Here is a 25,501-nt window from a genome sequence, read left to right as displayed (position 1 = left end):
ATAGATATCGTCAGCAGAGCTAATCATTGTTTATTAAATAGCTTAAAGGCTTAATAATCGCCTAAAAGCTCTTCATTTTTAAGAAACTGCAAAGGTTTACCTAAAACATGCTGATAAATAACATTGTAAGCTAATACATTTTGTACATAAGCACGTGTTTCATAAAAAGGAATAGTGTCTACCCAACTATCAATTTCGATACCTTTATTACCTTTCTTCTTCTCAGCACTAACCCATCTGTCTACTCGATGAGGCCCTGCATTATAAGCAGCCGTTGCTAGAACACGATTACCATCGTAACGCTCTAATAATTCATTAAAGTAACCAGCGCCTAACTGAACATTAATTTCACCTTGGTCAAGTTGAGAAATATCTTTGTACGACGTTAACCCAATTTTTTTAGCCGTTTCTTCTGCAGTTTTAGGCATTAATTGCATATAACCACTTGCTCCCACTGGGGATTTAGCATGTTGATCAAAGCTACTTTCTCTACGCGTAATCGCATAAATATACGTTTCTTCTATATTGTATTGTTTCGCAGCACCAACAAATAATTCTTTTTTAGCATTAGGGAAACGGATACCCAGTGCATTCCAACTTTTAGAGCTAATACTTGCTAATACAGATAAATACGGCCAGTTATTATTAAAAGCATACAACCCTAATTGCTGTTGTTTTGCTACGCTTTGCTTACTAAGAATACGGTACCACTGCCCTTTAGCTTGTTTATTTAAGTTATGAAATAACATCTCATTGATAACCGCTAAATCACCTTTTAGAGCACTTAAACCATTAACTTCCTCTTTAATAACTTGTTCATTAAGTGAAAAATTAACACCTAGTTTTTGAGATGCCATAAAACCATGAAAGTTACGATTCTTCGCGACTTGTTGATATAACACTTTAGCTTTATCTGTTTCTCCAGATTGCTCTAAAACACGTGCTTGCCAGTATTTCCATGCAGATGAATTACGTTCTGATTTAGGTAATTGAGAAATCCAAAATTCGATATTTTTCCAATCTCCACGTTTAATAGCATAACGAATACGTTGTTCGATTAACGAAACATTACCTAACGCGCCTAATTCTTTATCTAACCATGAAAAATATTTGCTTTTATTACGTTGCACAACAACACTAGCAAATTGAGTTTTAATGCGTTTATTCTCAGCAGCAGTGAAAGGTACTTGTTTATCAAATTTAGCATAAGCTTGCATCGCTAAATCAATATCGATCTTCGCTAAACGTTGAATTGTTGGCACCAAGAAACCAAAACTAGCCTCTTTACGAGAAGAGAATAGTTGGCTATTTAATACATTTTTCGGATTTTGTTGAAGTTCGTATAATTCAGTAGCCACTGCTGCCGTTTTTTTATCCATTCGGGCGATTAAAAAACGCATTAAACCTTGCTTGTTTTTCACATAGGCTAATTGAAAACGCTGCCATATATGTTGTTTAGTTAATTGCTTATCATTCTGGTAAAACACAAACACATCATCACAAGCATTAGGTAGTGAAGTACTAGACAACCAATATTGTTGAGCATCAGACCAAGCTTGCTGGCTTTTGCCTGTTGCGATAGAAGCTTGTAAATAATGGCATTTCAACGTTTTATTATTTGGCATTCTAGGGAAAGCAGTTAAGAACTGTGACCAATTTTTCTGTTTAGAAAGCGAAAATAAATAACTACGTTGTAAATCATCAGTAACGACTTTACCTTTATTATTTTTGATAAAACTTAATACTTCTTGATCGCTAACTTCGTCAATATTCGCTTTTAAATAATTATATTCTGCAATATAAGCGAGTGGATAATCAGTTATTTTCTCAATATTTTGATTGGCTTTTTGCCATTCTTTTTTTTCTTGTAAATCTAAAGTATCAGTAAAAATTTCACGCTGAACATCTAAACTTAATGCACTACTCATGCCTGATGCAGAAAACAGCAAGCAGCCTAAAATTAATTTTCTCATAAGTTCCTAATGTAAATAATAGATAATTTAAACATCATTTCACAAAATGGTCGATGATAGCAACTCTTGTGTATAAGGATGTTGTGCATTTTCAAATATAGTTGAGGTAAGACCTTGTTCAACTATTTCACCCGCCTTCATTACCAACACTCTATGACTCACCGCTTTAACCACTGATAGGTCATGGCTGATAAATAAATAGCTTAATGAAAATTCTTTTTGTAATGCTTTTAATAATTCAATAATTTGTTTTTGAATACTTCTATCTAAGGCAGATGTTGGCTCATCTAATACAATAAGCTTTGGTTTTAATATCAAGGCTCTTGCAATAGCAATTCGCTGACGCTGCCCGCCTGAAAATTGGTGCGGGTATCGATTAGCGGCACTTTCATCTAAACCAACTTTAATCAGTACCTGTGAAACTTGCTCATTAATATCTTGGTCACTTAAGGCTTTATCGGTATTAAATACATGTACACCTTCTGCAATGATATCTTGCACTGACATTCTCGGGCTCAAGCTGGCGTAAGGATCTTGAAATACAATTTGCAACTCCTGACGAAGTGCTTGTAAATCATCTTTTGCTAGCCCATTAATACTTTGACCTAGATAGACAACCTGACCAGTATGCTTATTCAAATGTAATAATGCTTGGGCTAAAGTACTTTTCCCTGAGCCACTTTCACCCACCAACGCTAACGTTTCTGCTTCATGTATTTTTAATGAAACATTTTTAACCACATCTAATGATTTTGTTGTTTTCCCCCAAAAATTCTTTTTGACAGGAAAGCTTACATTCATATTTTCTGCTTCAAGAATCACTTTAGGATCAACGAGAGAAGCCATTTCCCCTGTTGGAACCGCGTTTAATAATTTCTTAGTATATGGGTGGTCAGGTGAATCAAAAAGCGCCTGTGTTGCTTGATACTCCACTTGCTGACCTTTACACATCACTAATACATGATCCGAAAATTGCTGAACAATATTAAGGTCATGAGTGATCAACAAAATCGCCATATTTAAACGTTGCTGTAATGATTTTAATAACGTTAGAATTTGTTTTTGAATCGTTGCATCTAAAGCCGTTGTTGGTTCGTCAGCAATTAATAGATTAGGTTCATTAGCAAGTGCCATCGCAATCATGACACGTTGACGTTGCCCTCCAGATAATTCATGAGGATAAGCTTTTAAACGTGAAGCAGGATTGTCTATACCCACTAACTCTAATAACTCAAGGGTACGTAATTGTGCTTTTTTACCCGTTAACCCTTTATGTAATAACAACGTCTCTTCGATCTGTTTCTCAATACTATGTAATGGATTTAACGACGTCATTGGTTCTTGAAAAATCATACTTATTTTATTACCGCGAACCGCTTCTAAGACAGCATCTGACTTCCCCATCAGAGACTCACCTTCAAAGATAATATCGCCACTAGGATGATGTGCATGTGGGTAAGGTAATAATTGCAGTATTGAGAGTGCCGTCAATGATTTTCCAGATCCACTTTCACCAACAATAGCTAATGTTTTACCTTGCTCTAAACTAAAGCTAATACCAGATAAGATATTTTGCTCTGCAAAGCTAACCGCTAAATTATCGACTTTTAAAAGACACGATTGTTCACTCATAATGTTTTCCTCGGGTCAAAAGCATCACGCGCGGCTTCACCAATAAAGACTAATAACACTAAAATACTCGATAAAGAGATAAAAGCAGTAATGGCTAACCAAGGCGCATGTAAGTTTTCTTTACCTTGGGAAATCATTTCACCTAAAGAAGCAGATCCCAGCGGTAACCCAAAGCCTAAAAAGTCCAATGACGTTAACGTGGTCAATGCTCCAGTAAATAAATAAGGCATGAAGGTTAAGGTTGCAATCATTGCGTTCGGGAGAATATGTTTGAACATAATTTTACTGTCTTTTACACCTAACGCTTTTGCCGCTTTTACATATTCTAAATGGCGCCCACGCAAAAACTCAGCACGCACCACGCTCACTAAACTAGGCCAGCTAAAGAGAATCATTAACCCTAATAACCAAGTGAAGGTAGGCTCTACAAAACTCGCTAAAATAATCAACATAAAGAGCATTGGCAACCCTTCCCATATTTCTAGTAAACGTTGACCAATTAAATCAATTTTACCGCCATAATAACCTTGTATGGCGCCGACAATAACGCCAATAATTGAGCTTACTATGGTGAGCGATAATGCAAAAAAAACTGAAATACGAAAACCATACACCAAACGAGCAACTACATCTCGCCCTTGGTCATCTGTTCCTAACCAATTCACTGCATCTGGCGCCGAAGGTGCTGCACTGGTTAATTCATAATTAATGGAGTCGTAATAAAATGGGATGAGCGGCCAAATCATCCACCCTTCTTTATTAATTTGTTGGACCATATAAGGATCACGATAATCCGTGTTGATATCAAAATCACCACCCAATTGATCTTCCGGAATATCTTGTACAATTGGAAAATACCAGTTCGATTGGTAAGACACCATAATCGGTTTGTCATTTACCCAGACTTCCCCAATCAAGCTTAATAAAAACAAAATACTAAAAATCCATAATGAATAATAACCACGTTTATTCGCTTTAAATTGTGCCCATCGTTGATGGTTGCTTGGATTTTTTTTGATGCGTTGCCAAGTGAGTAATAACGACATTATTGACCCTCGAATGTAATACGTGGATCGATTAAGGTATAGGTAACATCACTGATTAACTTAAGCACTAAACCGACTAAAGTGAAGATATAAAGAGAACCAAAAATAACCGGGTAGTCACGCGTTATTACCGATTCGAAACTCAACAAACCTAATCCATCTAATGAGAAAATAACTTCAATCAACATTGAGCCAGTAAAGAAAATACCAATTAACGCAGCAGGTAAACCCGCTAAGACTAATAACATTGCATTACGGAATATGTGCCCATATAAAACACGATTTTTAGAACAACCTTTAGCCCGAGCGGTAATGACGTATTGTTTATTGATTTCATCTAGAAAGGAGTTTTTAGTTAACATGGTGAGTGTTGCAAAGCTTGCTAATACACTTGCTAATATTGGTAAAACTAAATGCCAAAAATAATCTTTTATTTGCCCAAATAAAGTTAATTGATCAAAGTTGTCAGACGTTAAACCTCGTAATGGAAACCAACTAACGTAGGATCCACCAGCAAATAAAACCACAAGAATAATCGCAAAAATAAAGGCAGGAATAGCATAACCGACGGTAACGATGGTACTGGTCCACACATCAAATTTAGTACCGTGCGCCGTTGCTTTTTTTATACCTAGCGGAATAGAAATTAAATAAGCGAGTAACGTCGTCCATAAACCTAAAGAAATAGACACTGGCATTTTTTCGTAAATTAAATCAATTACGCTCTTATCTCGGTAAAAACTATCACCAAAATCAAAGTTAATATAACGCCATAGCATTGAAAAGTAACGTTCTACGAGGGGTTTATCAAAGCCATATAACTTTTCTAATCTTGCGATATATTCAGGGTCTACTCCCTGTGCACCACGATATTGACTACCGCTGTTTGAGCTTTGTTTTATCTCACTATTCGTACTCGACGTCACACGAGACGTTGCTTCAGAATCAATACCTTGATATTTGGCAATGGCTTGTTCAACAGGGCCGCCTGGGGCGACTTGGACAATAAAAAAGTTGAGCGTCATGATGCCAATCAAGGTTGGAATAATCAGTAACAGCCTTTTTAAAATGTATTGGTGCATTATTGACTCTCTTGTTCAGTAACTGATTTTTCTGGTTGTTTGCTCCACCAAGTATCTAAGCCGATATCATAATAAGGCGACACTTTAGGTCGAGAAAACTTATCCCAATAGGCTATGCGATAGGCAGGTAAATACCATTGAGGGATCACTATATGTTCAGATAATAAAACACGATCTAATGCTTTAGTTACATTCACTAACTGCTCTCGCGTTGATGCGGTTATTAATTGTTTTGTTAATTCATCAATAGCTGAAGAACAAATCCCAGCCCAATTTGAAGTGCCAACCTGATTGGCAGTATCACATCCCCAAAAAGAAGCTTGCTCATTGCCAGGTGAAATAGACTGACCTTTACGTAATGACAACATATCAAACTCAAAATTGTTTAATCGATTAATAAATTGAGACACATCGACTAAACGAATATCAGTTTTAATACCTATCCGTTGAAGGTTACGACGAAATGGGTGAATAACCCGTTCAAAGTCTTTGCTATACAATAAAAATTCAAAGTTTAACTGCTCACCCTGTTTGTTTTGCATTTTACTGTCTTTTAATTCGTAACCGGCCTCTGACAATAATGTAACCGCTTGTCGCATTTGTTCTCTAACATTGCCGTTTCCTGCTGTTTTATTACTTTCTATCGGCTTAAAAACAGATGCAGGAAGTTGATCTTTATAAGGTAACAATATTTTCTTTTCTGCTTCACTGATATTTATTTCAGTTGCTAATTCAGATCCAGAATAAAAACTATCTATGCGTGTATAAGCGCCATAAAACAAGGTCTTATTCGCCCATTCAAAATCAAACAATAATGAGATCGCTTCTCGTACTTTAGGATCTTTAAATTTATCTCGACGTAAATTAAACCAAAAACCTTGCATACCTTGAGGATTTTTATCCGCGATAGTTTCTAATATAATGTCATTAGTCTTAAATTGCTCACCAACATAACCAGTAGACCAGCGCTTTGAAGAGGTTTCGTATCGGTAATCAAAAGCACCCGATTTAAACGCTTCGAATGCGACAGCGTCATCACGATAATAATCAATAATGATCTGTTCGAAATTATGACGACCTTTATTCACGGCAAGATCTTTTGCCCAATAATCAGTAACCCGCTCATATATAATTTGCTTACCTGCATCAAAGTTTTTTACTTGGTAGGGCCCAGAACCTAATGGAATCACCAAACCACTTTTAGCAAAATCTTTATCTGCCCAAAAGTGCTTTGATAAAATAGGGATTTGCCCAATAATTAAAGGTAATTCACGATTACCGATTTCTTTAAAATGAAAAGTCACTTTCAATAATGAGTCTACGGTGACTCTTTCAACTCCTGAATAATATGAGCGAAAGTGCGGCGCCCCTTCATTCACTAACAAGTCAAAACTAAACTTAACATCGTCTGCCGTAATCGCTACACCATCATGAAATTTGGCATGAGGGTTAATTAAAAAACTAACTGCACTATAGTCATCTGCAACTTTTACTTTTTCAGCAACCAATGCATATAAGCTAAAAGGCTCATCGGTAGATTGCTCTAATAATGTATCGTAAATACGCGTGATACCAGCGGCTGCGTTACCTTTCACAATAAATGGATTTAACGAATCAAAACTACCGACACTCGCTTGTTTAAAAGCCCCTCCTTTAGGTGCATCTGGGTTCGCATATTCAAAATATTTAAAATTATTTTTATATTTGAGATCACCATACATACTAATAGCATCACGCCAAGATTCACTATGAGCAAAGAAACTTATTGGCAATAGAGCGCAAAATATCAAAATGCGTATACACTTAATTATATTCATAATAGTAAAACTCAAATCAGACTTAAAAAATAGAAGAGAAGTAAAGATAACAAATGCTTAAGTTAATAAAAGGTTTTTAAATATAAAAAGGAGATATAAAGAAGAAGTAATAAAAAGCACGGAACTTATCACCACTAAAATGGACTAATTAGTAGCATTCAACAAGTAAAAGTTGAAATATTTTTAAGAAAATATAGCTAGTTCAAAGAATAAATCTGTTTATCTAAAAGGCTTAATTAATGTGATCTAGATCACTTGTAAATCACTTCGAAAAGCCTAATCTATTAATGAACACGATAAAGTGTATAACAAAAAGGTGTCCTATATGAGAATTGAAATTACTAGCAAACAAATTACTATCACAGACACAATGCGCGCAAAAGTAGAAGAACGTTTCGAGAAACTACAGAAACTTCAAATTTCATTAATCAATCCCCATTTCATTATCACTAAAGAACCTAAAGGCGTAAAAATAGAAGGTACTATTGGCGTTCCAAACGGTAAAGTTTTTGCTCACGCTGAGCACGACGACTTATATGTGGGAATCAATCAGTTATTCTCAAAAATCGAACGTCAGCTAAATAAACATACCCATAAAGATGAAGCAAACCGTGCCAAAAATAATGGTAAAGACTTATGTCGTAACGGAGAAATTTCAGGAGAGGCTATTGAAGAGCCAGAAATTGAAATTGAATCAGATGCTGAGATCAAATTAAATAAAGAGTTTGTGGCTTAGTCATTTACTACTCACTAGAGCACTTAGATAACGGTTCATAAATAACTGCTCGTAAAGAAAAAAGGAGGTTAATAACCTCCTTTTTTGATCCTGCTTTTTACGAAGATCTACCTTTGAGAAAGTAGTTATAAAGTGCCCTTCACAGAGCACTAAATAAATAGATTACTTCTCTTCGTAATGGCGATTGTCATGCACTTGTTGCAACATTACTCGACTTTCATTTAAGAATAACTCCGAGTAATCTCCCATCCAATTCGTCACAGACTTAAAGCGAGCAATAAACTCTTCACGATTGTTGTTTTCTAACAGTTCAATCGCATCAGCAAAGTGTTTATGGTAACGCTTTATCATGGTTAGGTTATTTTTTTGCGATAAGATAATGTCAGCATATAAAGCTGGCTCTTGTGCAAATAAACGCCCTACCATTGCTAGTTCTAAGCGATAAATAGGCGAACTTAGGTCTAACAACTGTTCTAAGTCTGCATCGACTTCTTGTAAATGCACACCGTAAACAAAGCTCGTAAAGTGACGTAATGCTTGAATCAAAGTCATTGACTCATCATGCGTTGGTGCTGCCACAGGGTATAAATGTGCACCCCAAATTTTCATTTGATCAATTAACCATTGGTATTTTTCAGGATTACGCCCATCACAGTAAACAATGACTTGTTTTGCAAAGCTTGAGATATCAGGACCAAACATAGGGTGTAAACCGACAACAGGACCTTTATGTACTGCTAACATCTCAGTTAAAGGAGCGTCTTTGATGCTAGTGATATCGGTTAAAATACAATCGTCAGGTAAGAAAGTAAGTTGTTTGATAACATCAACAGTCACATCAATTGGCGAACCAACAATAACTAATCCCGCTTTACTACAAATTGCTTCAGCTTGATCCCAGTTTGCTCGGCCTAAAATATCAACGTCATAACCAGATAATTTAAACATTTCAACAAAACGCTGACCTAATAAACCATTACCACCAATGATAACAATACGTTTCATAGCAGGATTAACTGTTTTGAAACCCGTCTCATTTTCACTAGCATATGACTCACGCATAGTACGACGTAAGATATCTTCAATCAGGTTCGCAGGAACGCCTTTCTTTTCAGCTTCTTCACGGCGCTTAGCTAACATCGCAGCTTCACGTTCAGGCACATAAATAGGCAAGCCATGCTTAGTTTTTACTTCACCGACTTCACCTACTAGACGTAAACGCTCAGCTAATAAATCAATTATTTGCTGATCTACAGCATCAATCTGATCTCTTAATTTACTTAAAGGCATAATTTACTTCTTATTTATTCTGGACAGTATCTTTTAATAATACGGCCGCTTGCTCTAATAATTCACAGGTCGTTTGCCAATCAATACACGCATCCGTTACTGACATACCGTATTGCAGTTTATCAGCAGGTAATGACGCAGGTTGGTTACCCGCATTAATATGACTTTCTAGCATAATACCGATGATAGATGTATTGCCATCAACTACTTGGCGGAATACATTTTTTGCTACTAATGGCTGTAGTTCATGATTCTTATTAGAGTTCTCATGGCTACAATCAACAATAAGAATGCTTTCCATTTTAGCTTTAACTAAAGCTTGCTCAGCTAATGCGACATTGATTGAATCATAATTTGGTTTACCACCGCCGCCACGTAAAATAACGTGACCGTCTTTATTACCAGCAGTTTGTAATAAAGCACTTTGTCCTGCTTGATTAATGCCCATAAAACGATGTGGTGCAGAAGCTGATTGCATTGCATTAACTGCAGTAGATAGGCTACCGTCAGTACCGTTTTTAAAACCAACTGGCATTGATAAGCCACTCGCCATTTCACGGTGTGTTTGTGATTCTGTAGTACGAGCGCCGATTGCAGCCCAACTAAATAAATCACCGATGTATTGTGGGCTAATTGGATCTAATGCTTCAGTAGCAATAGGTAAACCTAGTTCAGCAATCCATAACAATAATTCACGTGCTCTTTTAAGACCTGTTTCGATATCGAATGAATCATCCATATGAGGGTCGTTAATTAAACCTTTCCAACCAACAGTGGTACGTGGTTTTTCAAAATAAACTCGCATTACAATATATAAAGTATCTTTATATTGATCACGTAACTCTTTCAAACGCGTTGCATAATCTTTAGCAGCTTCGATATCATGAATTGAACAAGGACCGCAGATCACTAAAAAACGAGGGTCTTTTTTGTGCACGATATTAGATATAGTTTGACGAGATTCGTTAATGAATTGATACACACTATCAGAAGCGGGCAAAGACGCTTTAAGCTCTGCAGGTGTGATTAAAACGGTTTCTGATTCGATGTGAATATTTTCATTTGTTTGCGTAGTCATTTTACTCTCATTGACAATTAATAGTGAAAACATAATAGCATAGCAAAATAATAGATCATGCGATTAAGCGATAGTGGTTAAATAAATGCAGTTTTAATCAAATTAACACCTAAATTATCGTACTTTGTTTTACAATAAAGCTCAGAAATCATTTATTTAGTTCTCTCTACTAACGTTCATAACCAAAGGTGTTTAATATCAATATGCAGACAATTACTCCCCATATTATGACGTCATGGTCTGAAATAGAAAAACTAAAGGAAGATTGGAACCCATTATTACAACAATCTGATGCTGATAATATTTTCTTAACATGGCAATGGATAGAGAGTTGGAAGAAGACTTGCTCACCTAACACCAAGCCATTTTTTGTAGTACTAAAACGAGCACAGCAAGTTATCGCTATTGCTCCCTTTTATATTCAACCTTATAGCTTATTCAAATTTTTCACTTATCAAGTATTAAGGTTTGCTGGAGATCAAGGTATCGGGTCTGAATATTCTAATTTTATCGTCAAACAAGAACAGACAATTGAATTAAAAACTTTGCTGTGGTCAACCTTATTAACTAGCGATCAAGCATCACACTGGGATCTTATTTGGTATAGCAATGTTGCCAGCTGGAGTAAAGGAGGGGAAACGTTACTGACTTCACTACAAAAAACGCCGCAGCTCAATATGAAATCTCGCGCTGTAGAATTTGCAAATACTGAACTCAAAAACGTGTCAGAGCAAATCTTGCCTTCGCTCTCTAAAAGTTTACGCTCCAATATAAAACAAACACAAAACTATTTAAGTCGACAAGGTGATTGGCAGGTGAGCTTTTGTGATGATCCATCATTACTTGAAAAAGAGTTAAATCGACTATTTGAATTGCATAATTTACGTTGGCAAAATGTAGGCTTACAAGGCTCATTTGAAAGACGCCCTGAGATGGCCGCTTTTTATCAAGACTTTGCAGCTAAAGCACTGCAGCAAGGTTGGTTGCGATTAGCAAAATTACAATGTGGAGGTGTCACGCAAGCAATGCAAATCGGTTACGTTTACCAAGATCAATTTTTTGCATTACAAGAAGGATTTAATGCTGATTTTCAGAATGGTGTGGGGCAGGTATTACGTTATCATGTTTTTCAACAATGTTTAAAAGAACAACTCACTGATTATGACTTTTTAGGCGTATATACTAATCATAAAAGACGTTGGTTAGCACAAAAACGAGAAGGTCAAAATTTACTTATTTGGCCAAATAAAATCAAAAACGTATTGTTTAGATTAATGACTATTTGGCCAACGGGTAAATATTTTAAACCTCAAAAGATGTAGTATTTGAAAGGCACTTTTAGCCACTTTATTAATATTTAACGTTTAAAAATGTCTAATCTTTCAAATTAGCTTTCACACTTATAAGTAAACACTAACTCCAAGAGATAGCGGTAATGAACTCTTTATCTTCACTGATATGTGCAGATAACGCTAAGGTAGTAATCGGCACTTTTTGATGATATCCACGACTCAACCACCCTAATGACGGTGTTTGTTGATCATCTGATACTTCACCTTTAATTAACGCCGCTTGCATTTTTTCAGGTAATTTAATAACCACCAAATTATCAGCTAACGTTAAAGTACAAATCCCTTCTTTGATTTCTATATTTTGACAATCTTCTGAAAAGTGGAAATAAATAACAGCGTCATGCTGACCTTGTGTTGCTAAAGAATCTACAATATTAATTTGTTTTTTCTGCACATCTAAATCGATACTACGTTGATGATTTACTGGAGAGCCTAAACGTTTGTAACCGTCATGCTCAGCGATGATTTTACCGCCAAACTCAGTAGGAGACCAAACTGAACATACAGACTGAGCATGTGACTCCCACATAAAGGGCCCTGTCATTACAGATTGGTCAAGACCATCAATCTCGATAGTATTATGTGCTCTCGTTTTTCGGAAATGGTTACGCCATTGTGGAAAGCTAAAGTAATCATAAGTGCCTGTATCAACAAATAAATCCTGTTGATTAATACGAACAACACAACTCAATGCATCAGCATGACCATGAGCAGCGATTGCTGTATAACCTAATTCAGCGACATCCATTAAAATACTGGCCTGGTTTTTATCACTCAATTTACCCGCTTGTAACAGATAATACCCAGAGTCAGTAAAGGCGACGGGGCTTAATTCTCTTTCATTTGGGTTAATCTGATTAAGAGGTTGTTGTCTGTTATTAAACAGCCAAAATGAAGACTCACTTGTTTGCTTTAAACCTTGTGTAAAGATGGTGTCATCATATAAATGACTCACGACATCACACAACGCATTGATATCATGCACATCGTCACCAAGATCTAAAACGTAACCATCATCTTGATCGCCTAACATAGGGTAATGTTGACCGCCTTCTGCAATAGTTGCAATAAAATGACTTAAACGATTAAGCGTTTGCCAATAAGCAGGCGAAAACGAATCATCACTCCATTTCCCCGTTAAACCAGTTAATAAGTAAAATTGAAATACAAAAAACTGATAGCTAAAAGCATGTTCTTTAGTACAGCCGTCAGCAAAGGTTTGTGCTTGTATTTCTTTTTCTAATACTTTCTTACTTTGCTCTTGCCATTGCTTGGCATCTTTAAGCATTGAAAAGTAACAAGCAGCAATATAAACGCCTGCCGCTTCGCCCACTAAATGATTATTTGCAGAAGTACCTTGTGAAAACTTCCCACTCACGTCACGACAATGTAAAAAAACACTTTCTAATAATCTTTGCTTAAAATCACCGATAAATAATCCAGAATCTTTGATTAAATCGATTGTCCATACCCAGCTAATTAGTCGAATAGCCAACTCTAATGGGCTACGCCAATTCATCCCTTTGCCGTATGGGTTTTCATCTAACCAATGCGCCATTTGCTCTACGGCTGCTTGTGCGTATTTAATATCACCAGATACTTTATATGCTCGCGCTAACACCACCATCTGATGATGACGATTTGGTTCCCATACTAATTTACAATCGCCATTATTTTCAAAATCTCGGTAATTAACTGACAGTATATGCCCAAGTTTTGAATAAATACCTGCACTATGATCTTTATGCCAATTAATAGGCGACTCTAAATGGTGATCTTTTAAATCAAAATAACTAAGCTTATGCTCCATAATAGACTCAGCTTGAGTGAGTAAAGGCGTTAACCACTGTTCGTCATAATGATCGACTTGCCCTTCAAAAACACTAAACCCAGGTTTAAAGCTAGATTCAGCATCATAGGAATCAACAAATTCAGCTTTAGGTACTTTATTAAGTTGAACCCGTGCTCGTTCAACCCAAGCATCACTTAAGGAAGTCACTCGCCATTTGATCTCGCTAACAGACATCATTTGAATTCGTTTAATATACCAAGTAAGAGATTGCATAATTATTTAGTCTCGCAAATTATTATTCAGATGGATGAAGGTAAGCATAAACAAATTCACTTAATTGCATTTCAGCAGCTGCTATATCTTTACCATCAAAATCAAGGCTAACGGCAACCAGTGTTGCGCCAGGTTGCCCTTGTAATGCAGATTTCACTTCAGCCAATTTAGCTATTTTTTTATCACTTGTTAGTACACCATTGATGACATACCAAGAAGCTATCATTCGATACCGGTGTGAAGATTTTTTTAAGAGTAAAAAATTAGTTTCTTGTAAGTTTTCACTATTTAACACTGCTAATTTTTTATCTTCAACTCGATCCCAAAATTGCTTATCAAAAAGATAATTTTCCACATAAATCATCTCACTTGCTTGTTCCTGTTTAATATAGTCAGCAAGATAAACTTGAAAGCCTAATGCGTCCTTAGTGTAATAAAAGAAGCGCTCTTTAGTGACTCCTTGTGAGTAAGGTTTCCAATTTGGGCTGTAGCTTTTATCGCTACTCACCATCTCATAGTTTTTTACATTAGGTACTGTTAATGCATAGTTTTCATCATATCGAGAAGGGATCCAATATGAAGCACCAACGAATAAAACTAAGATTGAAAGAGTCGTTATAATTTGAGATTTATTAACTTGCTTAATCTGAGGAGATGCCGCATCTAATGTCTCATTCGTTCGATTAGCAATGCTTTGATTCGGCTCTTTTTGAGAGCCATCAAAATACGTGCGTGCAATATAAATAAGCGGCAATAAACAAATAGCAAAAACAATCCAACCGAAGGTTAGGTGATCATGCACAATAAAGTGATTCATTTCAGTGTAAGTACCCACCACAATGATAATAATGATACGTAACCAATTGGCTATAATGGCAATAGCCAAACAAATGAACAAAAACCAAAGTGTTTTTTTAGTACTTAACTTATTGAAATAGCCAACGCAAAAAGCCAACAGAGCAGATACCATAAAAAAGCCTAAACCAGAACAAGCAGGCTCAACATCAAACATCCCACCAGCGGTAGATAATCTAAAATGATCGCGGTCTACGGCAATACCGATTAACTCAGGTCCCCATTGCCCAGCTTGTGTCGATAACTCCCTTAAAGGAAACTGTAAAACATTCCAAACAGGTAAAATAAGCAGCAACATCAATAAAGGCACAAAGAAAGACTTAACAACGCTCCAACCATAAAAACAGAAAATTAAAGAGAGCATTGAACTGAAAAAAGCTAATTGTTGCAACTGTTGAATACTAGAAAGTTGAGCAACTAATGCAATCAGGAGACTCGCCACTAAACAACATAAACCAAAACCGTATTGTTGTTTTGATAAAGTGGTAGCAGATAGATTTTTACGCTGTAAATAAAAGACATAACAAACAACGATAATGCCTAAAAAACCATGGCTGTAAGGTCCATCACTATTCCATTCATCAAAGATACTCAACAATACTGATACGTTAACCGTTGACAGTAAAATCAATGAAGCAATAAATAAAAAATGCTCTGAAATACGCTTAAACAAAATACTATCCTTTTAGCCAATTAATGACTGTAATACTACATTAATATTTCTTGATAGACTGCGACGGTTCTTTCCGCTACACGCTCTGAATGGTATAAATCAAGCGCTAATTTTTTAGATTTATCATGCATCTTTTTCGACAAGTCAGGATTTGTTAAAATACGTTCACATTTATTAGCAATATCTTGTGCATCGAAAGGGTTTATTAAAAAGCCCGTTTCACCATTTTTAACCATATACGGCATACCACAGCGATTCGAGGTAACAACAGGAACGCCTACGGCCATTGCTTCTTCAATTCCCATTGGTGAATTTTCCTCAAGAGAGGCCAGTGCATATATAGAAGCATGACATAGCTCAGCTTGCACTTCCGTTGTGGTAATACGCCCTAATAGGGTGACATTTTTTTGTAAATGATTCACTTCAATAATATCTTTAAGCTTATTAGCGTAATCTTGATCAACAATACCACCCGCAATACGTAACTCTACTTTAATTCCTTTTTTAACCATTAAAGCCACTGCATTCACTAACTGAATGATATTTTTACGAGGTGCAATAACTGCAGACGTAAAAATAGTACCTGCGACTTCTTCTCTAACTAACTTAAAAAATGCATCTGAGATTGGATTATCAATATCAAAAATATTAGCTTGAGTAATACCGCTTAATCTTTCTCTAACATAAGGACTAATCGAAATGATATTAGGTTGTTTGGCCCAACTACTCTTTTCAATAAACTCCCACACTTTAGACCGTAAAAGCTTAAACTTTCCATTCGCTAACAAAGTATCACCATAAATAAAGCCATGTACTGTAAACACTTTAGGAATAATTAAATCTTTCACCATAATACCGTAGGTATCATGGGCATGAATTAAATCGGGGGAAAGGCTTATTATTTTATTTTCAATGAGCTTTTTACTAGTACCAATTGCATTTTTAAGCTCGCTCCCTGAAGGTTTAGGTATACGATGTATGGTCACGTTATCATTGTATACAATAGTCGTTTTTTCAGTATCAGGACATAAAGTTAAAACGTGAATATCATACTCTGAATATTGCGATAACGATGAAACCAGATTAACGCTGACTGCTTCCACACCGCCATGAGGTCTATTTACATCAATTGGGAATTGAGTAACAAATGCTAATTTTATGCTCATCATTAAATCTCTTTAATTTGACAGTTCAGTAAAGATAGCTTCAAACCTTTCCATTACCTGATCAACAGAATGGTTTTCCTGATAATAGTGACGAGCATTATCTGAATATTGTTGCCATAGTACTTGGTCTGAACAAAGCTTTTTGATCCCTAAAACTAAATCGTCTTTAGTTACTGCATCAAAGCCTAATTTCCGTTTTCTTATCAAGTGATCAGGGTCAAAGGTAGAAACAATTGGTAAGCCATGGCTCCATGCTTCTAAAAATGTATTGGGAAAACCTTCATATTCGGATGTACAACAAAAAAGAGAAGCTGAACGATAAAGAGCAGGCATTTCCTCACGAGCGACCATTCCTAAATATTTAACATTACTTAATTGAGATATTTTCGTAAATAACATTTGATAATACTTATCTTCAACAACAGGGCTCCCGCCAACAATAAAATCTACTTCTGGTAATTCAGAAGCGACTTCTAATAATAGCTCAAGACGTTTACAAACATGAATACGAGCCGCCCATAAAATAGTAAATTTATTTTGTGAATATTGAGCTAATTGGCCTTCACTTTTATCAGGGCAAGGCATCGGCATGATAGAAGACTCTAATGAAAATCCACTTTTTAATAACTTTCTTTGTTGTTCAGTTTGAGCAAGAATTTGACTCGCATTGTTTAACCCATAACGGTATAGGACTCGTTCTCGCCACTTTTTCATTATTGGTAAAGATACATCAGCATCAGCGTCACTGGCTAATGAATATAGAAAACGTTTATTATTAGCCTTGCACCACATTGCGACTTGGCCAGTAATATATTCGCCGCAGTTTTGATAATAAACATCTGCATTAGCTCTTTTCATTGCTTTAATTAGCCCAGTCCAACGAGGTGTAAAAAAACGAACACCAGGCAAACCTGAATCTTGCCTACAAATTTTTATAATTTTGACACCATTTATTATTTCATCTTCAACAGAATCTTCAGACCAAGTTAATAATGAAACATTATGTCCTCTGCTAGCTAACCATTGAGCCATCAAACTAGTCTGCCTCTCAACACCACCAATTGAACCATTACTACCACCATTGATGGCTCCATATGCAAAGTGAGCAACAAGACAAACATTTAAAATCATTATTAACCTTTATTATTCTAAATTGACAACATAAAATATTAAGCCTTTAAAAGCTTATATTAATTACATCCGAGGAAGATCATAAATTACAATTTTAACGCACTACTAATATACAAAAAGCATTAGAGAGTAGTACTTTGGAATGAAAGAAGAGTATTTTTTGCTCTTTAAATAAAATATCTACATTCTATTAACAATTAATACACTTTGCTTTAGATCTAAAAAAAGAACTACGATTAAGTAAATACAACAATTCATTCTCATTTTTGTTGGCAGGAAAATTAAACCGTTTCAAAGTCATTTTTTCATCATTTACACTACACATTCCTACGTCTGTTGTAAAAGCAGCACGATAACCAGCTTCTTTAAGCTTCTTAATTGAAAGATCATTATAGCTTCCATTAGGATAACAAAAATAATTACATTTTATTTCTAACTCTTGCTCTATACGTAGTTTTGATTTTTTTAATTGGGATAAAATATTTAGTTCATCTATGCGATCTAGCCTCAAATGTTCCACTGTATGACTAGCGACATCTAAGTTGCCTTCTTTAGTCTCCTTTCTTAACATTTCCCAAGAAACGAGTGCAGACCAATCATCATTTTGACAAATATTTTGAAGTGATTTTCCAGATTTTTTTTCAATAATTTCAGCAAGTCTATTAAATAATTGATTCATTTTGATATCATCAAAAAACTTATCTTTACAATCATCCCTAAAATATTTATAGCTTTTTTGTAATGATTTTCTAGAGCGAGTATCAAATTCATATAGCTTACCTGCATAGTTTATTGAAAGTGAGTTGCCTAGATGCTGTTGTAATGCATAGTCTAAGCGATCAACCATAAAGGGTAGCCCTGAATCAACATTACCAGTCACTACAAATAGAACAGGTTTAATACCAAACGAGCCAAAAATAGGCAGAGCATAATCAAGATTATTTCTATAGCCATCATCGAGAGTAATTAACATCGCATTTTTAATTACAGGTACTTTTCCTTCAATAATACCGACAGCTTGATCTACTGTGATGAACTGATAAAACTCAGATAATATAGTTAGTGTTCGCTTTAATTCATGGGGAGATAACTGAGGTCTTAAAGGATTCCAACTTGCTTTGTGATCATTATCCATAACACCATGTAACATTAGCACACAAATTTTATGACGGTTTTTCCAATGTAGATATTTTAAAAAACCTAATTTAGAGAAAAAACTTAACAATATTTTTTTAACTAAAAACTTATTTATCATAAATAAAAAATCCAACATAAAGCATGTACTTATCATGCTTTAATTTATCATTACAGTAACCAACATTTGCTATCGACATTTAATCAGAATAACAATGTAAACGGCTAAATTTTTAAAGAAAAATTGATCACAAGCGAATATCGACTTCGTTTTTTGGGAAAATATATTTCAGGTCATAAAGCACATGATTGTCATTTCCTAATTCACGTATTTCACTTACCCCCATGACTTTGAATTGATTATGTGCAACAGCCAAAATAATTGCATCATATGTCCCTTTTTTGGGTGTTTTAGTTAAAGTTAAACCATACTCAAATTCTGCTTCTTCGCTTGAACACCAAGGGTCAAAAATATCTGGGGTAATATCGTATTCTTTTAACCCTTTAACAATATCTACAACCTTCGTATTTCGTATATCAGGACAGTTTTCTTTAAAAGTTAACCCCATTAATAAAACTTTAGCATCACGGATATGAATTCTTTTACTCAACATTTTTTTTACTAGTTGAGAAACAACAAAATCTCCCATACCATCATTAATACGACGACCAGCAAGTATCATATCAGGGTAATACCCTGCAGACTCGGCTTTGTGAGTAAGATAATATGGGTCAACACCGATGCAATGACCACCAACAAGACCAGGCCTAAATGGCAAGAAGTTCCACTTAGTACCCGCAGCTTCTAATACATCTAAAGTATCTATGCCTAGCTTATTAAAGATGATAGAAAACTCATTAATTAATGCAATATTCACATCACGTTGAGTGTTTTCAATAACTTTAGCAGCCTCTGCAACTTTAATTGAACTTGCTTTATGTGTTCCAGCCGTAATAATTGTTTTATAAATCTGATCTACTTTTTCAGCTACTTCTGGTGTAGAACCAGCCGTCACTTTTAAAATATTTGTAACACGGTGCTCTTTATCTCCTGGGTTAATGCGTTCAGGGCTATACCCAGCAAAAAAGTCTTTATTAAAAGTAAGTCCAGAAACTCTTTCAACAACTGGAATACAATCCTCTTCGGTCGCACCAGGATAAACTGTCGACTCGTAAATAATCGTATCCCCAATGTTAATAACCTTGCCTAACATCTCACTCGCTTTAATCAGAGGAGACAAATCCGGCTGTTTATCTTTATCAACAGGAGTTGGAACTGTAATTATGTAGGTATTGTATTGCTTTAAATCTTCAATCTCAGAGCTATAGTTTAAAAGTGGAGTTTCTTGTAGTTCTTCAGAGGAACACTCTAATGTAGAGTCGAAACCAGAGGATAACTCAGAGACTCGTTTCTGATTAATATCAAAACCAAGCGTACTAAATTTTTTGCCAAACTCAACTGCAAGTGGTAAGCCTACATAACCAAGACCAATAATTGCTATTTTTGTATTTGAGATGTCAAACATCTATAAAATCCCTTTCTAAAGTATCGTGTTTTATTTGATAACATATAATAATTTTTTAGCTAACAATTTAACCCTAGATTTATACTTATATTAAATAAATTAACTGCCGCGATTATCAATCAAACCCAGCAAACTCTGATAATGAGAAAATACATTATTTACATAAGTATCAATAGTGTATTTATCTAACCCTAGATGCCCAGCTTCAATAAAATCAGCTTTTAATTTTGTATCTGATAAAATTATAATAATTTTTTCAGCAAGCTCTGTTATATTTTCCCGTTCAAATAAAAAACCATTAACGCCATCTTCAATAACTTCCGGGATGCCTCCTGCATTAGTAGCTACACACGCTAATCCTGCAGCTCTTGCTTCTATCAACGCAGCCCCCACACCTTCAGAGCGAGAAGGAAAAATAAATAGGTCACTTGCTTTAAGAATATTTTCAATATCACTACGGCTTCCAGCAAAGGTAACTCGATTATCTAAACCATTATTATTAACCAATGCACAAAGTTTTTTATGGAACGAGACTGAAGTATGTTTTCCTACTAATAACAATTTTGCACGAGGTACTTGTTTAGCAACTAAAGCAAACGCTTGTATAGCAATATCCCAACCTTTGACTTCCACGCTATGCCCAACAGCGGTAATGACAATATCATCAGCTAAGAAGTTAAGCTCTTCTCTTATGTTCATGGCCTTAGCTGAAATGTATTTATCAACGGGAACAGGGGCATCAACGACTGCTATTTTATGATCAAAACCAACTTGTTTTGCTAACTCATATTTTACAGCATGACTAATTGCCAAAACCTTATCAGCAAGAAAAGTAGTTGCCCTAAGACTAGGCATTAACTTATGAAGTCCAGTAGGTTCAGTACCTAATTCATAATATGACGACATAGCAAGTTTTGACCAAAGACTAATGGGGACTCGAGCAAGCTTTGCAGCAATAATAGGGCTAGTATGGTCATTATTACAATGAAATATAGTGCAATTCATACTACGAAGAAATTTGAAATTTCGGTACATACTACTGAAATCGAAATTTCCTTTAGATCTTGGTTGGTAAATTATTTTGCAACCGGCTTCCAAAAAAGGGTTAACCAAAGTAGCATCAGCAGGCGGTTTTGATAATACTAACCAATTATTCCAACCAAACTCTGAACACTTTTCAATTAGTTTTAAAGTTCGCCACCACTTTGAATTACGAAGAATTGGCGAACCAGCCCAATAATGGACTACATTTACTATACTGTTCAACTGCAACCACCTATCATAGAACGATTTAAATATTTATATAGTATATCATTTATACATTGGCCCTCATTTTGCCACAGATATAATCACCTCCCTAATCAATCAAAAAAAAACCACAAAAAACAGCTCTTTTTAGGTACTTAAATTCAGAAAATGAAACAATATATTTATTTAAAATAACCATTTATCTCTTCAGTTAATAAAATTGCAGTGATATTGCATATAGAGACTGTAAAAGATCACTGATAAAAATTTGGTTCATCAAACAGTCCAAATTTCAAATAAAATAAAAAAGTATTATGGTTTTCATGCTCAAAACTAGGATTTATCGAAATTAGCTCTATAATCATCTAAAATAAAGCTTAGTAAATTCAGTTACCATTGATTTTTTACAGGTTAAAAATTTAATACTTTGTAAGCAATAAAAACCTATCAGTTATGGTTCTTGATCCGGTACCTACGCTTCCAGAAAACACAAAAAAATCAAATAACAATTAATTTTATATGTACATGAGGTTGTAATGACTTGGTTTAAATAGTAAATACCAGAAATCAACTTCAACATATTATTTTGCATTAAATATTACTACATGGAGTAAAGATGAACAGTTTATTAAAATACGCAACGTATTGCATATTTTCACTTTCAACAGTTAATACTGCTTGGGCGTTTGAATATCCAACAGGCATACCGGATGCATGGATTTCTCCAGATACAGAAGCTCCCTCTCCTCCCTCTCCTTGGACATCAGAGATCACTAATAAGTATTATATTGATGCATCTGATTCTAATTGCTCTACAAAAGTAACTTATGGTTCTATAACTGAACCAAGGTGTCGCTTCCCTTCGTTATTAGCAGCTGATTCCTATGTGGAAGTACATGGAGGCCCATATAACTACACAAGTACTATATACCTTCAGTCAGAAGGCACAGGAGCGGAGCCAGTATGGATAGTGGGCGCTGAAAATAACCTGTTAAATATGTCAGTTGTTCTTTATGGAACATATTTATATGTGGATGGATTAAATATAGAAGGCGATAAAGGCATGTCCGCCCGACCTTATCATGATATACAAACAGACCATATAATGGTGCGTAATACTGTCATAACAGGTACCGGTTCTTTAGCTACAGGAACAACTGGCATTTCAGCAACTGGAGGAAATGGATTACAGCTAGAAGGATTCATTGCTTACAACAATACGATATCGTATATGGGTGACTCTGAATCGGAAACTGAAAACGATCGACATGCATTGCAAACAGGCTCATATATTAATGATGTATGGCATTTATACAATACCACTCATCACAATGGTGGTGATGGAGTTCAATATTCTCATGGAGGCGTAGATGCTCACCACTTCTATTATGGTGGGAATATTAGCCATGACGAACGAGAAAACTGTGTAGATATTAAACAGGCAAATGATGTCGTTATTAGTGGAAATACTTGTTATAACATTGAGTACTCATCATCTTCTCCTGGAGAATGCATGGTCGTTCATTATAACCCTAGTAGAATTTGGTTTATTAATAACGATGTATCAGAATGTATCTACGGGATAATGTCTACAGGAGCTTTTGACTTGCATGTAATTGGTAATAATATTCATGGAATGAAAGAAAGTTCGAAAGAGTCACATGGTGACATATCAAGCTACCAAACGGGTGGAGGTATCGTTGCATACAGTACAGGAAATACATACATTAGTAATAATACAATTACTGATGCAGTACGAGGTATTGCGTATGAAGCACTTGCTGGATACGAAGCAGATATAACAGGGAATATAATAGCAAATTTACACAGTGGTGAATTCACAAGTAATAATGCATATTCAATTATGTTAAAAGGTGAAAACACTACTGTAGCAAACTCAGATATTGAAAATAACTTATTTTATAACCCTATGCAACTTCATATCGACGGAACCACCTATACAGATTTAACAACGTTAATTACATCAGGAAAATGTGATGAAAATGGTGGAAGTTGTTTAAATGCAGATCCATCATTTATTGACTCGACAAGTGATTACAGAATAGCATCAGATTCTATTGCGTTAGATACAGGCAAAGTTTCTAGTTCTTATGCTGTTTATGAAACCCTTTATGGTGAGACTTTATCAAAAGATATACTTGCGAATGATCGAACTCTTGATATGAAATGGGATATTGGTGCTTATGAGAATGTAGGTGGCTCACAAGCGGAGTTATCTGAATATAATCTTCCAGATAGCCCATCAATACTTTCAATCGAAGTAATCTCAGCTGAATAATTTACAATAATACAATCAAGCTAACAACTGCGATTTTGACTGTATTCAATGTGTTTTTATTGTTGATTATACTTACAATGAAGACTAAATATCAAAGATAAGATAGAACAAATAAAATATAGAGTAAAACGGCAACTGTAACCAATGTAAAATTATACATTGGTATTCTCTATTAATTTGAAAAGTTCTAAAAACTCTATTTTGTCAAAAATTTAAAAATTAATGAGAAAAACGAATATTTTATATCGACTATCTAACAGTGTTCCGAATTCAGATGCATCTCTCATCGAACCTACTTAACCTCAATTCTGCTTAAGGAATTGAACTAAATGCCCACCTAGCGATCAGATATTTCGACAAAGAACGATTTGAAAGCAACATAAGGTGGGTAGATGGATAACTTAGTGGAATTATTTTGTGATGTCGATGATTTTTGTCATCAATTTATACCTCAATGGGAAACACAACTCATTACTGATGGGACTCGTAAGCGAAAACGCAGTTCGGCAATGTCTTTCGGTGAGAGAATGACTATTACGATCTCACTTCATTAATAAAACAACATATATTTCAACAACTTACACAAAGATCATCTAGCGAAGCACACCTAGCATCGATATCCTGATTATCTAAAAACACCTGCTCAATAATAAATTCGGAGCAGATAATGCAAACTTACAGAACAAGCGTACAGTGGCAACAACTCTTTCAACAACGTAGCCATTTCAGCGGCACTAATGTTGAATTCTGCCAACACCATAATGTCTCTATTACCACTTACTATAAACAGCGAACTTTATTGACAGAGGGCTTGCCTAAAGCATCTTTACTAACACAAACGCCAAGACCCACAGCATCACGCTTTATCCAGGTAAAACAAACTACTGAAATCAGCGCTCAAACTCATCAAAACAACATACAATTTGATACGCGTACAGGTCAACTTACCCTGCCAGTCGATTTAGCAACAGACAACATCGTAGCCATCATTAAAGGGGTAGCAGTATGAGGATGTTTGTCGATGTGCCCACCGTTTATTTATGTGCCGATGCCGTCGATTTTCGTAAATCGATTAATGGCTTAGCGGCCTTGGTGGAAGCTGAGCTTGAATTACCTGTGCTCAGTGGGGCGCTATTTGTGTTTTGTAATAAAGTCCGTGACAAACTCAAACTACTTTATTGGGATAATACCGGCTTTGCACTCTGGTATAAGCGGTTAGATAAGCATAAGTTCAAATGGCCCAAACTTATATCTCCCACCATGACCTTAAGTCAGCAACAATTACATTGGTTATTATCGGGTTATGACGTCATCGGTCATCGCAATATTGATGTTACCGGTAAGAAAGTACTCTAATTAAAAGGATCAATTGATGATCATCAACACTTGTTCACTTAA

19 protein-coding genes and 1 pseudogene are annotated in these 25,501 nt (G+C 35.4%); 6 read left to right on the top strand and 14 right to left on the bottom strand.

The window, feature by feature from the left end:
- Window positions 1-50: 50 nt before the first annotated feature.
- From GQR59_RS01525 to GQR59_RS01505, 5 genes are read right to left on the bottom strand one after another with little or no spacing between them, the layout of a single operon-like run.
- Window positions 51-1,973: a transglycosylase SLT domain-containing protein gene (locus GQR59_RS01525; protein WP_160060396.1), complete on the bottom strand. Its 1,923-nt coding sequence runs from the start codon at window positions 1,971-1,973 to the stop codon at window positions 51-53.
- Between the two features lie 39 nt (window positions 1,974-2,012).
- A complete protein-coding gene (locus GQR59_RS01520) occupies window positions 2,013-3,605 on the bottom strand; it encodes an ABC transporter ATP-binding protein (RefSeq protein ID WP_160060395.1) in 1,593 nt (530 codons plus the stop codon).
- The gene (locus GQR59_RS01515) at window positions 3,602-4,651 is read right to left on the bottom strand and encodes an ABC transporter permease (RefSeq protein ID WP_160060394.1); all 1,050 of its coding nucleotides are present in this window, start codon (window positions 4,649-4,651) and stop codon (window positions 3,602-3,604) included. The genes GQR59_RS01520 and GQR59_RS01515 overlap by 4 nt, the downstream gene beginning before the upstream one ends.
- Window positions 4,651-5,733 (bottom strand): microcin C ABC transporter permease YejB, encoded by a 1,083-nt coding sequence (locus GQR59_RS01510; protein ID WP_160060393.1) that lies wholly within the window; start codon window positions 5,731-5,733, stop codon window positions 4,651-4,653. The genes GQR59_RS01515 and GQR59_RS01510 overlap by 1 nt, the downstream gene beginning before the upstream one ends.
- A complete protein-coding gene (locus tag GQR59_RS01505) occupies window positions 5,733-7,505 on the bottom strand; it encodes an extracellular solute-binding protein (RefSeq protein ID WP_236546625.1) in 1,773 nt (590 codons plus the stop codon). Before GQR59_RS01505 ends, GQR59_RS01510 begins: the two co-directional genes overlap by 1 nt.
- Window positions 7,506-7,875: 370 nt before the next feature.
- Between GQR59_RS01505 and hpf the strand changes: the two genes are divergently transcribed.
- Window positions 7,876-8,286, top strand: coding sequence for a ribosome hibernation-promoting factor, HPF/YfiA family (hpf, locus tag GQR59_RS01500; protein WP_025566070.1), 411 nt, complete (start codon window positions 7,876-7,878; stop codon window positions 8,284-8,286).
- Window positions 8,287-8,448: 162 nt separating this feature from the next.
- On the opposite strand, the gene tyrA is transcribed toward hpf, so the two are convergent.
- Window positions 8,449-9,576, bottom strand: coding sequence for a bifunctional chorismate mutase/prephenate dehydrogenase (tyrA, locus tag GQR59_RS01495; protein WP_160060391.1), 1,128 nt, complete (start codon window positions 9,574-9,576; stop codon window positions 8,449-8,451).
- A gap of 10 nt (window positions 9,577-9,586) precedes the next feature.
- A complete protein-coding gene (locus GQR59_RS01490; RefSeq protein ID WP_025566072.1) occupies window positions 9,587-10,654 on the bottom strand; it encodes a 3-deoxy-7-phosphoheptulonate synthase in 1,068 nt (355 codons plus the stop codon).
- A gap of 203 nt (window positions 10,655-10,857) precedes the next feature.
- On the opposite strand from GQR59_RS01490, the gene GQR59_RS01485 reads away from it, so the two are divergent.
- Complete coding sequence (locus tag GQR59_RS01485) at window positions 10,858-11,976, top strand: GNAT family N-acetyltransferase (RefSeq protein ID WP_160060390.1); 1,119 nt, start codon at window positions 10,858-10,860, stop codon at window positions 11,974-11,976.
- A 91-nt stretch (window positions 11,977-12,067) separates the two neighbouring features.
- Here the strand turns inward: GQR59_RS01485 and GQR59_RS01480 are convergent, their stop codons facing one another.
- From GQR59_RS01480 to GQR59_RS01450, 7 genes are all read right to left on the bottom strand, one after another.
- Window positions 12,068-14,071 (bottom strand): heparinase II/III family protein, encoded by a 2,004-nt coding sequence (locus GQR59_RS01480; RefSeq protein ID WP_160060389.1) that lies wholly within the window; start codon window positions 14,069-14,071, stop codon window positions 12,068-12,070.
- 22 nt (window positions 14,072-14,093) lie between these two features.
- Window positions 14,094-15,599 (bottom strand): exosortase C-terminal domain/associated protein EpsI, encoded by a 1,506-nt coding sequence (locus GQR59_RS01475; protein WP_160060388.1) that lies wholly within the window; start codon window positions 15,597-15,599, stop codon window positions 14,094-14,096.
- 35 nt (window positions 15,600-15,634) lie between these two features.
- On the bottom strand, window positions 15,635-16,768 hold the full coding sequence (locus GQR59_RS01470; RefSeq protein ID WP_160060387.1) for a glycosyltransferase family 4 protein: 1,134 nt from the start codon (window positions 16,766-16,768) through the stop codon (window positions 15,635-15,637).
- Window positions 16,769-16,777: 9 nt separating this feature from the next.
- Window positions 16,778-17,896 carry a glycosyltransferase family 4 protein gene (locus tag GQR59_RS01465; protein ID WP_236546624.1) on the bottom strand — a complete coding sequence of 373 codons (1,119 nt, stop codon included), beginning with the start codon at window positions 17,894-17,896 and terminating at the stop codon, window positions 16,778-16,780.
- Window positions 17,897-18,086: 190 nt separating this feature from the next.
- A complete protein-coding gene (locus tag GQR59_RS01460) occupies window positions 18,087-19,169 on the bottom strand; it encodes a polysaccharide deacetylase family protein (RefSeq protein ID WP_236546623.1) in 1,083 nt (360 codons plus the stop codon).
- A gap of 109 nt (window positions 19,170-19,278) precedes the next feature.
- Window positions 19,279-20,556 carry a Vi polysaccharide biosynthesis UDP-N-acetylglucosamine C-6 dehydrogenase TviB gene (gene tviB, locus GQR59_RS01455; protein WP_160060385.1) on the bottom strand — a complete coding sequence of 426 codons (1,278 nt, stop codon included), beginning with the start codon at window positions 20,554-20,556 and terminating at the stop codon, window positions 19,279-19,281.
- Window positions 20,557-20,655: 99 nt separating this feature from the next.
- Window positions 20,656-21,822, bottom strand: coding sequence for a glycosyltransferase family 4 protein (locus GQR59_RS01450; protein ID WP_160060384.1), 1,167 nt, complete (start codon window positions 21,820-21,822; stop codon window positions 20,656-20,658).
- A 598-nt stretch (window positions 21,823-22,420) separates the two neighbouring features.
- On the opposite strand from GQR59_RS01450, the gene GQR59_RS01445 reads away from it, so the two are divergent.
- From GQR59_RS01445 to tnpB, 4 genes and pseudogenes are all read left to right on the top strand, one after another.
- Complete coding sequence (locus GQR59_RS01445) at window positions 22,421-24,103, top strand: hypothetical protein (RefSeq protein WP_160060383.1); 1,683 nt, start codon at window positions 22,421-22,423, stop codon at window positions 24,101-24,103.
- A gap of 404 nt (window positions 24,104-24,507) precedes the next feature.
- Window positions 24,508-24,645, top strand: a pseudogene (locus tag GQR59_RS01440) (IS982 family transposase); the annotation flags it as partial.
- Window positions 24,646-24,770: 125 nt separating this feature from the next.
- Window positions 24,771-25,112 carry an IS66 family insertion sequence element accessory protein TnpB gene (locus GQR59_RS01435; RefSeq protein WP_160060381.1) on the top strand — a complete coding sequence of 114 codons (342 nt, stop codon included), beginning with the start codon at window positions 24,771-24,773 and terminating at the stop codon, window positions 25,110-25,112.
- The gene (gene tnpB / locus GQR59_RS01430) at window positions 25,109-25,459 is read left to right on the top strand and encodes an IS66 family insertion sequence element accessory protein TnpB (RefSeq protein ID WP_160060380.1); all 351 of its coding nucleotides are present in this window, start codon (window positions 25,109-25,111) and stop codon (window positions 25,457-25,459) included. The genes GQR59_RS01435 and tnpB overlap by 4 nt, the downstream gene beginning before the upstream one ends.
- The last annotated feature ends 42 nt before the right edge of the window (window positions 25,460-25,501 follow it).

This window comes from Psychromonas sp. L1A2, from assembly GCF_009828855.1.
In the GTDB taxonomy this organism is placed as follows: domain Bacteria; phylum Pseudomonadota; class Gammaproteobacteria; order Enterobacterales; family Psychromonadaceae; genus Psychromonas.
This window is presented reverse-complemented; position numbering and strand designations above follow the sequence as displayed.